Here is a 16915-nt window from a genome sequence, read left to right on the forward strand (position 1 = left end):
TATAGATTTAGCTAATGAAATAGCAGGTTGTTGTAAAATTTCATAAACAACAGCTTGTGAATTAATTGAAGTAGAACTTAAGCTAGTTAAAGAGGCATTTGTAGTTATAAAATACTTACCTGGAGATAGTAACGTTAAATTTGGACCAGATACACTAATATCTAGGGTTAAAGATGAATTAAAACTTACAAGATTTATAGGCGTATTTTGGGTATAAGTTGTATCTAGAGTTATTATATTACTATAGTTTAACGGAATACCTATACCTTGTGAACCAGCAACACCAGTAGGACCAGTAGGTCCAGTCGCTCCACTACAACAAGTTCCGGTAGGGCCAGTAGGGCCAGCTAAACCAATATCACCTTGAGGTCCAGTAGTACCTTGAGGACCAGTAGGTCCAGTAGGACCGCTACAACAAGTTCCAGTAGGGCCAGTAGGGCCAGTAGGACCAGTAACTCCACTACAACAAGTTCCAGTAGGGCCAGTAATACCAGTAGAACCAGTAGGTCCAGTACAGCAAGGACCAGTAGGTCCTGTATCTCCTATATCACCTTTAGTACCTGTAGCACCAGTATCACCGGTAATTCCTACAGAACCAGTAGGGCCAGTAGGGCCAGTACAACAAGTTCCAGTAGGGCCGGTAGGGCCAGTACTACCTATAGAACCAGTAGAGCCAGTAGGACCAGTAGGTCCAGCACAACAAGCTCCAGTAGGACCAGTAGGTCCAAGTACACCAGTGGTTCCAGTAGGGCCAGTAGGTCCGGTATCTCCTACTCTACCAGATTTACCGACTATACCAGGCTGACAAATCTTAAGGCAATTCAAAACATTTGAACTAGTACAATCCTTATTATTACAGCCACTCATAATTCTTTCTCCTTTCAATATAGAATTTAAAATTCTTTTCAATTAACCTATTTTTATAGCTTGAACATTAAAATCAACAATATTTCCAGAAGTACTAGATACAATAAAATTTAAAAATATTGGAGGATTAGAAACCATAACAATGGTACCAGTACTTACAGGTCCTGCTAAATTGTTTAGTATACTAGAATTTGTAGATTCAGCAAGAATAGTTCCTGGTAACTGAACTATTTGATAAGTTACAGGTTGAGAATTTAAAAGTACTGTCTGAGTACTTGTGAAACTTGCATTTGTTTTAACTAAATACTCACCTTTAGTTAATAGGATTAAGCTAGAGCCAAATACAGCTATATCAGAAGAACCATAAGAGTTTAGTGTAATAAGGCTAATAGGAACATTTCGAAGGTAAGCTAATGAGTTAGATGAAGCATTTATATAACTTAAAGGTAAACCTAATCCAGTAGGACCAGTAAGTCCGGTAGAGCCAGTAGGACCAGTAGGGCCACTACAGCAAGGACCAGTAGCACCTGTATTACCAATATTTCCAATTGGACCAGTATCTCCAATTAGACCTTGTAATCCAGTAGGTCCAGTAGGACCAATACAACAAGAGCCAGTAGGGCCAGTAGCACCTGTGACGCCAGTAGGGCCAGTGCAACAAGGGCCAGTAGCACCTGTGACACCAGTAGGCCCAGTACAACAAGGGCCAGTATCTCCAGTAGCACCTACAACACCTTTGATACCTTGAGGTCCTGTAATTCCAGTGTTTCCTTTCATCCCTATGCTACCAGTAGGTCCAGTAGGACCAATACAACAAGGTCCGGTTGAACCAGTAGGACCACTTAACCCAGTGGGACCTATATTGCCAGTAGGACCTGTAGGACCTGTACAACAAGGGCCGGTAGGACCAGTAGGACCGGTTATGCCAATACCAGTAGGACCAGTTACGCCAGTAGGGCCAATAGGACCAGTAGGACCTACTTTACTATAAGGGCATCTGACTACGCATCCTGTACATCCAGGAGAATTACAATTGCAACCACGCATAATCATAAAATTTACTCCTTTCAATATATTTTTAGCTTATAAAGCTTAAATAAGCTCTACTTTTAATGAGGTCGAAAAAAGTATAAAATTGTAAAAATAGAGCTATTTAAATATATGAATAGTAAAAATTTAATGTTACCATAAAGGATTTAGTATATTAATTTAGAAACTATGGTTGAATCAGGAATACTTACATTACTAAATGCAAATATATCAATAATAGAAATTCTATAAAATTTATTAGCTTTATATTAATCGCACTAAGATAAAATTAATCATACTATAAAGGGGGGAATTTAAATTATTATAGATTCGCCCTCTAATTATAATTTAATAAGTGGTATAAGGAAGGCTATGTAAAGATTTTAAATAAAATAAAATATCGTATATATAGATACTTTAGATATAACTTAACAAGATTATTATAAATATGATTGAGGAGTGAAAATATGACAGAACAATATTATAACGGTAATAATCAATATGTTATAAAGCCATCTAACTGTACTTATGATAAAAAAGTTGCAACAAATTCATCGACGTGTGGTTGTGATATTAACAAAAATAGTATATGCAATAGTATATGTAGTTGTGAGAGTGAGAGTGGATGTAGTCAGAAAATCTGTCCTCCGGGTCCATTAGGACCAACAGGACCAACGGGTGCTACAGGAGTAACAGGCGTTGGATTACAAGGAGCAACTACTTTTGATCCGAATAATTCACCTTGGTACTATCCAGGCCAAGTAATTCTATATAATGGATCTTCATATATAGTAAACACATATAATCCACAAGGAATACCAGGTAGCTCACCTGATTATAGCTTATTTATTTCTCAAGGAGTAACAGGACCAACAGGAGCTACAGGCGCAGGACTACAAGGAGCGACTGGATATAATCCAATAAATTCACCACAATACCTTCCAGGGCAAGTAGTTATATTTAATGGATCTTCATATGTAGTAAATACTGCAAATCCACAAGGAACACCGGGAAGTTCACCGGACTATACTCTATTAGCATCAAAAGGAGTAACAGGTGCAACTGGAGCTACAGGAATATCTGGAGCTACAGGAGCAGGATTACAAGGAGCAACTGGATATAATCCAGCGAATTCATCTGGATACATGGAAGGACAAGTAGTTATATATAATGGGTCTTCATATGTAGTAAATACATCCAATCCACAAGGAACGCCAGGAAGTTCACCTGATTATACACTATTAGCAGCAAAAGGTGCCACTGGAGCAACAGGAGCGACAGGAACAACAGGCGCTACAGGCGCTACAGGAGCCACAGGCGAAACAGGTGTCACTGGAGTAACAGGAGCAACAGGAGCCACTGGTGAAACAGGTGCTACAGGAGCTACAGGCGAAACAGGTGCTACTGGAGTAACAGGTTCAACAGGTGTAACAGGTTCTACTGGTGAAACAGGAGCTACAGGAGCCACAGGCGAAACAGGTGTCACTGGAGTAACAGGTGCTACAGGAGCAACAGGTGCAACAGGTGCTACAGGAGCTACAGGCGAAACAGGTGCTACTGGAGTAACAGGTTCAACAGGTGTAACAGGTGCTACTGGTGAAACAGGTGCCACTGGAGCCACTGGTGAAACAGGAGCTACAGGAGCTACAGGAGCCACAGGCGAAACAGGTGTCACTGGAGTAACAGGAGCTACAGGCGAAACAGGTGCCACAGGTGCAACTGGAGTAACAGGAGAAACAGGTGCAACAGGTTCAACTGGAGTAACAGGTGCAACAGGTTCTACTGGTGCCACAGGAGCAACAGGATCCACTGGAGTAACAGGAGCAACAGGCGAAACAGGTGCCACTGGAGCAACAGGCGAAACAGGTGCAACAGGATCCACTGGAGTAACAGGAGCAACAGGCGAAACAGGTGCCACTGGAGCAACAGGCGAAACAGGTGCAACAGGTGCAACAGGTGTCACTGGAGCAACAGGCGAAACAGGTGCCACTGGAGCAACAGGCGAAACAGGAGTAACAGGTGAAACAGGTGCCACTGGAGCAACAGGCGAAACAGGTGCAACAGGTGTCACTGGAGCAACAGGCGAAACAGGTGCCACTGGAGCAACAGGCGAAACAGGTGCCACTGGAGCAACAGGTGAAACAGGAGTAACAGGTGAAACAGGTGCAACAGGAGCAACTGGAGTAACAGGAGCAACTGGAGCAACAGGTGAAACAGGTGCCACTGGAGCAACAGGCGAAACAGGTTCTACTGGAAGTACTGGTGTATTTTCATATAACTATGCTTATATTACAAATAATGCAGCATTTACGTCAACATCAGCAAATCAACCAGTACCATTAGATACAAATGTAGTAATAATAGGTACTGACATTGCACATACAGCTGGATCTACAGATATTACACTAGCTGCAAATCATTGCTACCTTGTTTCATGGAGTGCAAATGAAAACCCTCCACTAGCAACATCTTATTATGTAACACTATTTTTAAATGGATCTGCAGTTGCAGGATCTGCGGTAAATGATTTTAGTGTATTAGGTTCAACAGAAAGACCAAACAGAAGTAGAAGTTCTATAATATGTACAGGAGGAAGTCAAGGAACTTTACAAATAGGAAGTATAAATACGGGGGCAGTATTTCCGGCTTCACAGCAAGGAAATAATGACTCTAATATAGCTATAACTATAGTAGAACTATCATAATTTTATTAACTAAACATAAATAAAAATTTCAACTTTAAGCTGTAGATATATACACATAAAAATAACTATATCTACAGCTTTTTATATAAATCAATGTATAATTTTATAAAATATAACAAATTACATTTAGTATATATATTTAAACCATATTAATAGCACTCAAAATGAATAAATCATATTATAGAATGTAGTCCTTAATTTATATTATTAAGTTGAACTACCAAGGAAGGAGGGAAATTATGATAGATATTAGAGTAAATGAAACATCAAACAAAAACTATTTAATGTCTTGTCTACCTGATACAGTGGAATACTCTCTAGCTATATCAAATATGGGAGATGAAGAAGCCCAAAATGTATGTATAAATATAGATATAGACAACTGTTTATCACTAATAATAGATGATAGTAATTCAATTATAGGAATCAAATGTACTCAAAATAATATATCACTTGTGATACCATCAATACTGCCTCAAAAAACTATATATATAAAATATAAAGCACAATTTAATCAATGTTGTAAAGATGACTATGTTCAAAATATTATTAACATAAAGTATAAAGATGATATGTGTTCAGGTTATAATTTCAATGTAGAAGGTGTAAATATACCTATTATAAAAATTGATGTATGTACTACAAAAAGTGCAGATAAAGTATGCGTAAGCAAAGGAGATACACTAAGATATTCTGTAAATATAAAAAATAACAGTAATGTAGATATAACAAATGTTATCTTTTATGACACACTACCGGCAATGCTAGCACTAAAAGACAATACAATATATATAAATGGAGTTCCAGCACAAGTTGAATCATTATCAAATGGAGTAAACTTAGGTACTATTCCTAAAAATACAATTCTAATTATAGAATTTGAAACTATAATTCCAAGCAATTCCTTAGCATGTATTGTTTGTAATAGAGCGTTAGTAGAATATGAATACTCAGTTCAGTACAATAGTACAATAATCAAATCTATAGGAGAATCAGAAAGTAATAATATATGCACTAAAATTATTAGCTATTGATATCATTATAAATATTATTAAGGAGTGAAAATATGTCAGGTCAAGACTACAATTTAAACAACAAGTATATTGTAAAGCCAACAAACTATACCTATGATAATAATCCTATAAATAACTCTAACCTATGGCAATCTGGAGCAAATCAAGAAAACTATACACTTCAAACTAACTCATCTAATTATGGAGCACATAATTATAACTCTTGTGGATGTAGCACTAATGTATGCAATGACACATGTAACTGTGACCAGCAATGTGGATGTAGTCAAAAAATATGTCCGCCAGGGCCAGTAGGAGCAACAGGAGCTACTGGTCCAACAGGAGCTACTGGTGTAGGATTACAAGGAGCAACTACTTTTGATCCAAATAATGCACCTTGGTATTATCCGGGTCAAGTTATTTTATATAATGGGTCTGCTTATATAGTAAATACGTATAATCCACAAGGAACACCAGGAAGTTCAGCTGATTATAGTTTATTTATAGCTGGAGGAGCAACAGGAGCGACGGGAGCAACAGGAGCAACGGGAGCAGGATTGCAAGGGGCAACAGGGTTTAATCCAGCTAATTCACCAGGATATCAACCAGGTCAAGTTATTTTATATAATGGGTCTGCATATGTAGTGAATACACCTAATCCACAAGGAACACCAGGAAGTTCACCTGATTATACATTATTAGCATCAAAAGGAGCAACAGGAGCAACTGGAAGCACTGGAGCAACTGGAGCAACAGGTGCTACTGGTATAAGAGGTTTATCTGCATATGAAATAGCTATAATAAATGGATACACAGGAACAGAACAAGAATGGTTAAGTTCATTACAAGGAGCAACAGGAAGCACTGGAGCAACAGGAAGCACTGGAGCAACAGGAAGTACTGGAGCAACAGGAAGTACTGGGGCAACTGGAAGTACTGGAGCAACAGGAAGTACAGGGGCAACAGGAAGTACTGGAGTAACAGGAAGCACTGGGGCAACAGGAGATACAGGGGCAACAGGAAGTACAGGAGCAACTGGAAGTACAGGAGCAACAGGAGATACAGGGGCAACAGGAAGTACTGGAGTAACTTCTACAAATCAATTTTTAGCAATAGGAGCCTCACAGGCAACAGCAATATTACCAAATGCTCAAACAAACATAACCTTTGATAAACCTATCGCATCAAATGGTGGAGACATAACAGGAAGTACACCTACAGATACAATAACTCTGGCACCTAACCATAGCTACTATGTATCATATGTTGTAAATGCAGGAACACAAGGTAGTACAGCAAATAGTTCTATTTCAGCTGGGCTAATTTTAGATGGAGCACCAATAACTGAAAGTATAGCTAGCAACTCAGGTGCACAACTTATAAGTTCAGCAGGAAGTACAATAATTACAGTAGGCGCATCATCTTCTACACTTAATTTAGCAACTACAGTTGCATCGGGAACACTTACATTATTAAATGCAAGTATTTCTATAGTTGAAATTTTATAAGTATAATTATAACTTAATAAATCAAGAGAAAATTAAATATAATAGCTTAAAAAGGGTATGTAAGAAATTACATACCCTTTACTATTAAATATTACCAAATTTTCCATTCAGCTTTATTACTATTCCATAAATCATTTAAATAATTTTTTTCTTTTAAAGTGTCCATAGGATGCCAAAAACCTGTATGTTTATAAGCATTTAACTGCCCATCAGTAGCTAAGTTTCTTAAAGGTTCTTGCTCTAAAATACAGCTATCACCATCTATATAATCAAATATCTTATAATTTGCAACAAAGAAACCACCATTTATCCACTCATGATCCCCTGTTATCTTTTCCTTAAACTCAGTAACACTACCATTTTCTAAAACCATAGAACCAAATCTAGCAACAGGCCTTACAGCAGTTACAGTAGCTAGCTGATTACTTTCTTTATGAGATTTAATAAGTTCATTAAGATTTATATTAGATAAACCATCACCATAAGTAAACATAAAATCATCTTCACCTATAAGATGAGCTATTCTCTTTAATCTTCCACCTGTCATACTATTTAAACCAGTATCCACTAAAGTAACCTTCCAAGGATTTTTAGGTTCATTATGAAAAGTCATATTAAATCCATTACTATAATCAAAGGTAACATCAGATTCAAACATTTTAAGTTTAGAGAAAAACTCCTTTATACAATTACCTTTATAACCTAAACAAATAATAAAGTCATTAAAACCATAAGTTGAATAAATCTTCATAATATGCCACAGTATAGGCATATCACCTATTGGAACTAAAGGTTTTGGAATAACTGCTGTCTCCTCGCCTATTCTAGTTCCAAAGCCTCCAGCCAAAATAACTACCTTCATACATATTCACTCCCGATGTATTATTTAAAATGGATTTTCAAAATCCTTAAGTAGTGGTAGTTCTAAATCTTTATCAGATATAATTAAATTTTCAAAATTAGGAAGATAATCTTTTATATATTCATAATTAACCCCACCATCATGCTCTTTTGAAAACACACTAGTAACTTTGTAAAGCATCAAAGCATCTTCTTTAGACGTAACTAAAAATCCATGAGCTATACCACTAGGTAGATATAGTAGATTTCTATTTTCACTACTAAGTTCAATACTATAAGTTTTTAAATAAGTTTTACTATCTTTTCTTAAATCAACTATTATATCTAAAACTTTCCCGCTTAAACAAGTTACCATCTTAGCATGGTCCATAGGTGGATATTGAAAATGCAAACCTCTAAATACATTATATTTTGATATAGAGTAGTACTCTTCTGTAAAATCAGTTCTTAGATTATTTTCTATAAAAAAATCATCATGAAAGATTTTAGTAAAACTACCTCTTAAATCTTCAAAGGTGTTTGGACTTATAAGATAACACCCCTCTATATCTATCATATTTAAATTAAACATTTTTAGCCTCTACTTTTTTAACAAAATCTTTAATTGTTTTTATCATATACTCAAGCATATCATCTGTTAGTTTTGGATAAACACCTACCCAGAATGAATTTTCAGCTATAATATCAGTATTTTCAAGGTTTCCAACGATTCTATAATTTCCACTTTCACGAACTTCTTTAAACAAAGGCTGTCTAGTGATATTACCTGCAAATAATAATCTTGTTTGAATATTATTATCTTCTAGATATTTTAATAGCTCTAATCTATCAATAGCATCATTTTTTATAGTTAACATAAAACCAAACCAGCTAGGTATAGCATTTTCACTAGCCTCTGGCAATATAAAGTAGTCTTGTAAATCTTTTAAGCCATCTCTTAATTTATTCCAGTTGGCAATTCTTTTAGCACTGAAATCATCTACTTTTTTTATTTGAGCGCAACCTATAGCACCTTGCATTTCAGTCATTTTTAAGTTGTATCCCCAATGAGAATATACATACTTATGGTCATATCCCATAGGTAAATCTCCAAACTTCATGCTAAATCTATGTTTACATGTATTATCATAACCAGATTTGCAGTAACAATCTCTTCCCCAGTCTCTAAAAGATTCGATTAATCTATTTAAAAGTTGAGAGTTTGTATAAATAGCACCACCCTCACCTGTAGTCATATGATGTGGAGGATAAAAACTAGAAGTACCTATATGACCAACAGTACCAGTATATTTTAACTCTCCATTGTATAAATACTTAGAACCTAAGGCATCACAGTTATCTTCTATAAGCCATAGATCATGGTTATCACAAAACTCTCTTACAGCTTGTAAATCAAATGGATTTCCTAGAGTATGAGCTATCATTACACATTTAGTTAAAGGTGATAATGCTTTTTCAAGTTCAGAAACTTTTATATTATATGATGGAATATCAACATCAACAAATACAGGAATAGCACCATATTGAACTATAGGAGCTATAGTAGTTGGGAAACCTGCGGCAACGGTAATAACTTCATCACCTTTTTTTATACGCTTATCACCTAATTTAGGCGAAGTTAGTGCCATAAAAGCAAGTAAGTTAGCAGAAGATCCAGAAGTTGTAGTAGAGCAATATTTAACGCCTATAAAGTTGGCGAAGTCTTTTTCAAATTTATCAACATATCTTCCAGCTGTAAGCCAAAAATCTAGTGATGAATCTACTAAGTTAACTAACTCTTCTTCATCAAAACATCTTCCTGAATAATTTATTTTTTTACCTTCACTCCAACCTTCTTCTTTAGCAAAAACCTCATCGTAATACTTTTTTACCAAATCTAAAATATCATTTCTAAGTGCTTTTTCCAATTCTAGCTACCCCCTCTTCTAATGAAATAGTACTTTTCCATTCTGGAAGCATAGTATAATTGTCCCAAGGTATTAAAACCTCTCTAAATCTGTAAGGTCGAGCTCCCCAATTTATATTTAATTTTAAATTATTTACTTCTTCAAAAACTTTAATTAGCTCTCTGAGTGTAGTTGTTCTACCTGTGCAAACTGCGTAACTTTTATTATTTTCAAAATTACCAGTACGAGTTAAATCAAAGGCATGTAAAAATCCAATGATAACATCTTCCACATGAGTTAAATCAATTTTTTGATAGCCATTAGACATGTTTAACTCGGTTTTATTAAGAGCTATATTTTTAAGATTGTTGATTAGCTTATTTCGCTTATCAGTTTCACCATAAGTATCAAATAATTTTAGTGTTATAGCTTTAAAATCATAAGCATTAACATAATAAGTTAGAATTGCTTCAAAAGCTTGCTTTGTAGCAGCATATAGACAAACTGGATTATAATCATCATTTTCAAAATGTTGCCAAGAAGTACCTGTATTTACTATTGTTTTAGTGTTTGATAAATACATAGCCTCTAAAATTTCTGTTGAAAACTTAATATTGCTATCTATTAAATTAGATACATCTTTGCTACTATGCTCAGCTATAAATAAAGATGCCAGATGAAATACACAGTCAGCTTTTATATTTTTAAAGTAATCTATTAAAGTATTTATATCATCACCATATCTAAAGATATTTACTTTATCTAGGATATCATCTAGACTACTTAAATTGCTGTTTTCTCTACAGATAACATGAACCTCATGATTATCATATATTAACCTTTTACATAGATTACTACCAACAAAACCAGTAGCTCCTGTAACAATAAATTTGCTCATAATAATACCTCTATTTGTTTAATAGCATATGATAAGATTGGATTTGTTTTTTACAAATATCATATGGATCTTGATTTGTGTAGTTTTTATACCAATCCATAGTAAAATCTATAGTTTGATCTATATCTAAAACTGGTTTCCAGCCAAGTTCAAACTTAGCCTTGGAAATATCTAAAAACAATAAATTTGCTTCATGAAAATCATTATTTTCTTCAATTACTAATAAATCTTCTTTATTAATAGCTTTAACAATCTTCTTAGCTAAATCTTCTACTGTAACAACTTCATTCATATTTGGACCAAAGTTATAAGCACCTGTATATTTTAATGGATTTGCATACATTTTTTCAGCAAGTAATATGTATCCACCAACAGGTTCTAGCACATGTTGCCAAGGTCGAACGCTATGAGGGCTTCTTATAGTAACCTTATCATTATTTTCTAGAGCTTTTACACAGTCTGGTATTAGTCTATATTCAGACCAATCACCACCACCAATAACATTTCCAGCTCTAACAGAGCTTATAGCTTTTTCATGTTTATCATAATCTTTTGTATTTAAAAATGAATTTCTAAAAGAACTTATTAAAATTTCACAACAAGCTTTAGAAGAACTGTACATGTCATAACCTCCTAGGGTATCATTTTCTCTATAACCCCATGGATGTTCTTTGTTTTCATAACATTTATCTGTAGTTATCATTACACCAATACTTTTTTTAGGTATACTTTTTATGCACTCAAGAACATTTAAAGTCCCAAGTACATTGATTTCATAGGTATCATAAGGTGCTTTATAAGAATCTATAACCAGTGGTTGTGCAGCAAGATGAAACACTATATCTGGAAGATGTTTATCAAAGACCTCTTTCATACTATCTAAATCTCTAATATCGCCTCTAACATCTACTATTTTATCTTTCAAGTTGCATAAATTATAATTATCTTTTTCATGTTTAGGGTCTAGTGAATATCCAATAACATGAGCGCCGAGTTCTAGTAAATAGGCACACATCCAAGAGCCTTTAAAGCCTGTGTGTCCTGTAACCAAAACAGTTTTGTCCTTCCAAAAGTCTTTTTGCATATAATCACCCAATATAAATAAGTATTTTTTATTACATTTTTAATATATGTGTAAAAAGAGTCAAAGTTACCTTAAATAAATATAGCTAAGTAATTAGAAATCTATTATAGAAAAAATACTCTTTAAAACATATATAAATATATCTGTGTTTTATAAATATATTTTGGAATTAGTTTAATAATGAGAAAGGATTGATTTATAAATGAATAATTTTAAAAGTGAAAATCCAATAAGTATATATGTACTTCATCATAAACCTTATGTTCAATTAATATCAGATGTGTTTACTCACATTTCTCCAAAAGACTATGGGCTAAACCTTTTAACAGCAGATACAGGAGATAACATGGCTAATGAAAATGACTTATATGCTGAATATACTACTTTTTACTGGGCTTTAAAAAATGATCTTAAAGCAAAGTATATAGGCTTTTTTCACTATAGAAGATACTTATGTTTCGAAAAAGATATAAATTTTTCAGAAAACCCTCTTGAAGATGTAAAGTGGGATTATGAAACTTTACAAAAATTATTAGATGAATATGACTTGGTATTACCTCCAAGAATGGATTTTGCGAATGTAAATCTAAATGTATATGGTCAGTTCACCGTTTGTCATGGAACATATCCTATAAATAAACTGATAGAAGTTATAAATACAAAATTCCCAGATTATTCAGAGTCATTGGCTACGGTTTGTAATAGAAGTTATGCATATTTTTGCAACTTGTTTATAACTAAGAGAGAAATATTTGAGGATTATATGAAGTTTGCTTTTTCGGTGTTTGAAGAGTTAAAGAAAGATGAGAATTTAGTAAGTCAATCTAGAATGTTTGCTTTTTTAGGAGAGAGGATATTTTCTGTTTATGTAGAGTACTTAAGAACTCACACAGATACTAGAATATGCGAAGTTCCATTAATATATATTGACAATAATGGACCTAATTATACAATAAAAGTAAATGAGTGGAAGTAGTAATATTAGCTGATAAATTACTTATTAAAAACACATACTAGATAAAAAGCTTATGGAGGTTTTGTACTTATGAATAATAAATTTTTAATAAGTAGTGATAATCAGGATATAGTAGAAGTAATAGAAAGTAATGGATGTGAGATTTCTTGTGATAACAAGCCTATGAAAGAGTTAATTGCTAACTCTACAAATGCAGCACAAGAAAAACATGTTCCTCAAGTTACAGTTAATGGAAATAGTGTAAAGGTAGATGTAGGTAGTATTAAACATCCTATGGAAGATGCTCATAGTATAGTTTGGGTTCATATTGTTACAACTCAAGGGACGCAACGTAAATATCTAAAAACTAATACAGATCCTATAGTAGATTTTGCTCTATGCCCAGATGAAAAACTACAAGAGGTTTATGCTTATTGTAATCTTCATGGATTGTGGATGACTAAAGCTTAATATTATTTAATATAAAAAAAACCGTATCATATAATTTATGATACGGTTTCTATTATTTATTATAAAGTACATATATATCTAATATTTAAAATCTAAAAGTTTATTTTTCAACTGATCTTCAATAACTCTTAATTCTGCTTCTGCTTCCCTACGCTTTTGACGTCCTTCTGTTTGTATATTAAGTATTTCATCAAGAGTTGAAATCAATGACTCATTAGTATATCTAAGTGTTTCAATATCAACAATTCCTCTTTCACACTCTTTTGCAGTTTCTATAGTTGAAGTTTTTAATATCTCTGCATTTTTACGTAAAAGCTCATTTGTCATATCAGTTACTTCTCTTTGAACTTTAGCAGCATCACTAGCATGAGCTACCCCTAGAGCTAAAACTATTTGACTTTTCCAAAGTGGAATAGTATTTATAATTGTAGATTGTATTTTTTCAGCCATCAATGAATCATTATTTTGAATTAAACGAATTTGAGGTGCCATTTGTAAAGAAACCATTTTAGTTAACTCTAAATCATGAATCTTCTTTTCAAATCTATTACAAAGAGCGATAAAGTCATTTAATTCTTGAGCATCCTGAGGGTTACCACTAACTCTTGCTTTTTCTTTAAGTTTAGGAAGTTCTTCTTTTTCAAGTTTTTGAAGTTTCTTTTTACCTGCTAATATATACATATACAGTTCTTTAAAGTACACTTTGTTTATCTCATACATTCTATCTAACATAGCGATATCTTTTAAAAGTTGTATTTGATGAGTTTCAAGGACTGTACACATTTTGCTAATATTATTTTCTACTTTCTCATAGTTTATTTTCATTTGAGTAATTTTATCTTTACCTTTTTTAAAGAATCCGAGAATTCCTTTTTTATCTTCTGATTCTTCAAAGTTCTTTAATTCATAAACCACACTAGATAAAATATCTCCTATTTCACCTAAATCTTTAGTTTTTACATCATCTAATGCTGATTGAGAAAAGTCAGAAATTTTCTTTTGAGCCCCTACACCATATTGAAGTATAGAATTTGAATCATTTATTTCTATCTTATCAACAAATTGGTCGACCATATTTTTCTCTTCATCTGTAAGCTGAATTTCATCAACTATTTTTTCTTCTAATTTTTCTTCTTGAACATTAACCTCTTTCACTTCATCTTGGAATGGCTGAAAAGTTAGTTCAGGTTTTATATTAATAGAATCTGATTTGAAATCATCACTCATTGTATTACCTCCCTTTTATTTGAAATTTACTTTTTAAAATCTTCTTCTGCTAGTCCTTCTTGTTTAAATAATGTTTTAAGAACAGAAATATCAGTAGATATATCTAGTGCAACATCTTCAAATAAATCATCTAATAAATTTTCAAAAGCATTATTAATAAGATATATACTCTTTTCAATTTCAATTTTAGCACTTTTTATATTATCACCTTGAACTAATTGGCTACTTAAATCTTTATATGAATCCACCAATTTTATAGTCACAGGAAGATAATGATTTATAAATTTATTAACCTCATTTATCTTTTTAGGATTTTTCTCAACTTGGCTAAGTATTTGACTTGAAACACTTATTAATTTATCTAACTTTATAGTTATTTCTCCTGAGGAGATATCATTTCTTATAGCTTTTATTTGTTCTATATAATCTCTACCTGCTTTAATAGTAGATAATACTCCGCTATTTTTTGAACTATTTATTTCATCATCTAACTTTTGCTTATTTAAAGCTTCTTCTTGTGCTTGTTTTTTAAAATTTAAATAATCACGGTATACTTCATCAGTTAGCATAAAATAAGTATTTTCATCATCTATATGACCTTCAAGAAACATACCTAGATCAATCATTTTATTTAAATCCTTTATTACAAAACTTTCTTTTTGCTTATAGAATTTTGCTAAATCTTTAATTAAAAAATAGTAATTATTATTAAGAAACTTTACATATTGCTTAAATCGACTTAATCTTTTTCTTAAAAATATACCCCTTGCTAATAACCCTATACTTATTATAAGGAAGGTTAATGAAACTCCAAAAACAACATTACTTCCTGGAATAACCGTACTGCTAAATAGGGCTTTGAACATGAAAAATGTAAATACTGAAGACGCATGAAGTAAAGTTCCACCTAAGCCAAAAACTATATATACTATACTAGAAGTACTTCCAGCTGGTTTTTTACAGAGATATGATGATATATCTCGTTTAGATTTTTTATTTAAGTTTTTATACTTTAAACTATATTCATTAAGCTTTGATTTAAATTGATTTAAAGCATCATCAGTTTTATTATTAATATCTTTTTTTAAATTAGCAAAATCTATTGCTTTAAGTGCATTATCAACGGTAAACATAATTCGATCTTCTAAATCAGAAAAATCCTTTTTATCCATTATCTTACCTCCCAAAGCATTCTATATTCTTCGCTAAAGTCTTCTAGACTTTCTAGATACTTGGCTAAAGGATCTTGGTTGTCAGGATCACATAGGTTTAGACTTTCTCTATATAGATCTTCACTATCCCAAGATACTATTTTTATAGGTAGGTTGTTTTCTAACATTTGTTTTAACATTATAAATCTTCCTATACGACCATTTCCATCTTGGAATGGATGTATTATTTCAAATTTATAGTGGAAACTTGCTATATCAGCTAAAGTTATATTTTCTAAGCTATAGTACCATTCAAGTAATTCATCAAGTTTAGGCTGTACTTCAAATGGTTGAGCTATTTTAGCTTTAGTTCCTATTATCATGTTAGGAATTGTTTTGTAGATACCAGCATAACCTCTTTGATGTAATGATGTATTAAACATAAGTCTTGCGTGTAGATCCTTTAGAAACTGGTCATCAATTTTGTTATTTAGAGTTTCAAATATTCTATCAAAAACGTAACTAGAGTTTACAGTTTCTTGAACATCATCTAAAGTATGTTTTCCAGTTACAACATTTTTATCTAGTAAAAGAGCTAGAGCTTCTGTTGTGAAAGTACTGCCCTCTATTTTATTTGAGTGATATAAAAAGCTATGTTTTAATATGCTGTATAGGGAATTTTTAAATTCCTTTGTTTCGATTAAAGCATCTATAAATTGTTTGCTCATTTATTATATACCTCCTTAGGTATTTTAAAAAATTTAATATTAGTATTATTCCCAAATAGTAAATCTAAATCAAAGCTATAATTATGATAACTTATAATATTTAATTCATTGTTATATTGTGCCATTTCCTGTAAACTATCTCTTCTTCCAATCTTACCTAAATTTTTTAATAATCCCATTTAATTTACTCCTGTCGTTTTATATTTATATTGTACACTGAATCTTATTTATTTTGTATATGATTACTTTCAATATAAAGTTTTGTCAAGGTATTTTTATAATATAATTTTATATGTTTTTCGTCAAGTCAGTCGTATTGGATATGTAATTCTAAAAAGGACTATGATTTTATAGTCATAGTCCTAAAAATTAATTATCATATTTTTAAATTAAAGAGACTGTGAAAGTTTTTCTGTAAATAGCTTTCTATGATAATTTTTACTAAGGCGTAGGTATAGCAATTAATACCTATGCCTTAATTTAGTTTATCTGCACACCAATCAAGCCTTGCAAAAAGGCGTTTTTTGAGTGT

General features: G+C 32.6%; 14 protein-coding genes and 2 pseudogenes. 5 read left to right on the forward strand and 11 right to left on the reverse strand.

The window, feature by feature from the left end; genetic code table 11:
• Positions 1-264: 264 nt before the first annotated feature.
• Positions 265-798: pseudogene (locus ACRDBA_RS14945) on the reverse strand (hypothetical protein); the annotation flags it as partial.
• A 582-nt stretch (positions 799-1380) separates the two neighbouring features.
• A pseudogene (locus tag ACRDBA_RS14950) lies at positions 1381-1845 on the reverse strand (hypothetical protein); the annotation flags it as partial.
• A gap of 518 nt (positions 1846-2363) precedes the next feature.
• Here ACRDBA_RS14950 and ACRDBA_RS14955 point away from each other — a divergent pair.
• The 3 genes from ACRDBA_RS14955 to ACRDBA_RS14965 all read left to right on the forward strand — a co-directional run bounded on the left by ACRDBA_RS14955 (position 2364) and on the right by ACRDBA_RS14965 (position 7122).
• Positions 2364-4601, forward strand: a complete 2238-nt coding sequence (locus ACRDBA_RS14955) for a beta strand repeat-containing protein (protein ID WP_438573728.1) — start codon at positions 2364-2366, stop codon at positions 4599-4601.
• Between the two features lie 239 nt (positions 4602-4840).
• Positions 4841-5635 carry a DUF11 domain-containing protein gene (locus ACRDBA_RS14960; protein WP_438573729.1) on the forward strand — a complete coding sequence of 265 codons (795 nt, stop codon included), beginning with the start codon at positions 4841-4843 and terminating at the stop codon, positions 5633-5635.
• 32 nt (positions 5636-5667) lie between these two features.
• Positions 5668-7122: a hypothetical protein gene (locus ACRDBA_RS14965; protein WP_438573730.1), complete on the forward strand. Its 1455-nt coding sequence runs from the start codon at positions 5668-5670 to the stop codon at positions 7120-7122.
• A 91-nt stretch (positions 7123-7213) separates the two neighbouring features.
• On the opposite strand, the gene rfbF is transcribed toward ACRDBA_RS14965, so the two are convergent.
• The 5 genes from rfbF to rfbG are packed head-to-tail and all read right to left on the reverse strand — an operon-like array spanning position 7214 to position 11851.
• Positions 7214-7984 (reverse strand): glucose-1-phosphate cytidylyltransferase, encoded by a 771-nt coding sequence (rfbF, locus tag ACRDBA_RS14970; protein WP_438573731.1) that lies wholly within the window; start codon positions 7982-7984, stop codon positions 7214-7216.
• A 24-nt stretch (positions 7985-8008) separates the two neighbouring features.
• On the reverse strand, positions 8009-8554 hold the full coding sequence (locus ACRDBA_RS14975) for a dTDP-4-dehydrorhamnose 3,5-epimerase family protein (RefSeq protein WP_438573732.1): 546 nt from the start codon (positions 8552-8554) through the stop codon (positions 8009-8011).
• Entirely contained in the window at positions 8547-9890 is a 1344-nt protein-coding gene (gene rfbH, locus ACRDBA_RS14980) for a lipopolysaccharide biosynthesis protein RfbH (protein WP_438573733.1), read from the reverse strand. Before rfbH ends, ACRDBA_RS14975 begins: the two co-directional genes overlap by 8 nt.
• On the reverse strand, positions 9874-10767 hold the full coding sequence (locus tag ACRDBA_RS14985) for an NAD-dependent epimerase/dehydratase family protein (RefSeq protein WP_438573734.1): 894 nt from the start codon (positions 10765-10767) through the stop codon (positions 9874-9876). The genes rfbH and ACRDBA_RS14985 overlap by 17 nt, the downstream gene beginning before the upstream one ends.
• 10 nt (positions 10768-10777) lie before the next feature.
• The gene (rfbG, locus tag ACRDBA_RS14990) at positions 10778-11851 is read right to left on the reverse strand and encodes a CDP-glucose 4,6-dehydratase (RefSeq protein WP_438573735.1); all 1074 of its coding nucleotides are present in this window, start codon (positions 11849-11851) and stop codon (positions 10778-10780) included.
• Positions 11852-12053: 202 nt separating this feature from the next.
• On the opposite strand from rfbG, the gene ACRDBA_RS14995 reads away from it, so the two are divergent.
• Both ACRDBA_RS14995 and ACRDBA_RS15000 read left to right on the forward strand, forming a co-directional pair.
• On the forward strand, positions 12054-12827 hold the full coding sequence (locus ACRDBA_RS14995; protein ID WP_438573736.1) for a DUF4422 domain-containing protein: 774 nt from the start codon (positions 12054-12056) through the stop codon (positions 12825-12827).
• A 69-nt stretch (positions 12828-12896) separates the two neighbouring features.
• Positions 12897-13277, forward strand: coding sequence for a desulfoferrodoxin family protein (locus ACRDBA_RS15000; protein WP_438573737.1), 381 nt, complete (start codon positions 12897-12899; stop codon positions 13275-13277).
• Between the two features lie 78 nt (positions 13278-13355).
• Here the strand turns inward: ACRDBA_RS15000 and ACRDBA_RS15005 are convergent, their stop codons facing one another.
• The 4 genes from ACRDBA_RS15005 to ACRDBA_RS15020 are packed head-to-tail and all read right to left on the reverse strand — an operon-like array spanning position 13356 to position 16562.
• Complete coding sequence (locus ACRDBA_RS15005) at positions 13356-14504, reverse strand: toxic anion resistance protein (protein WP_438573738.1); 1149 nt, start codon at positions 14502-14504, stop codon at positions 13356-13358.
• Positions 14505-14530: 26 nt separating this feature from the next.
• The gene (locus tag ACRDBA_RS15010) at positions 14531-15676 is read right to left on the reverse strand and encodes a 5-bromo-4-chloroindolyl phosphate hydrolysis family protein (protein WP_438573739.1); all 1146 of its coding nucleotides are present in this window, start codon (positions 15674-15676) and stop codon (positions 14531-14533) included.
• Positions 15676-16383 carry a Fic family protein gene (locus ACRDBA_RS15015; RefSeq protein ID WP_438573740.1) on the reverse strand — a complete coding sequence of 236 codons (708 nt, stop codon included), beginning with the start codon at positions 16381-16383 and terminating at the stop codon, positions 15676-15678. Before ACRDBA_RS15015 ends, ACRDBA_RS15010 begins: the two co-directional genes overlap by 1 nt.
• Positions 16380-16562, reverse strand: coding sequence for a hypothetical protein (locus ACRDBA_RS15020; protein WP_438573741.1), 183 nt, complete (start codon positions 16560-16562; stop codon positions 16380-16382). The genes ACRDBA_RS15015 and ACRDBA_RS15020 overlap by 4 nt, the downstream gene beginning before the upstream one ends.
• Between the last annotated feature and the right edge of the window lie 353 nt (positions 16563-16915).

It is taken from the genome of Clostridium sp. (assembly GCF_051654825.1).
Classification (GTDB): Bacteria; Bacillota; Clostridia; order Clostridiales; family Clostridiaceae; genus Clostridium.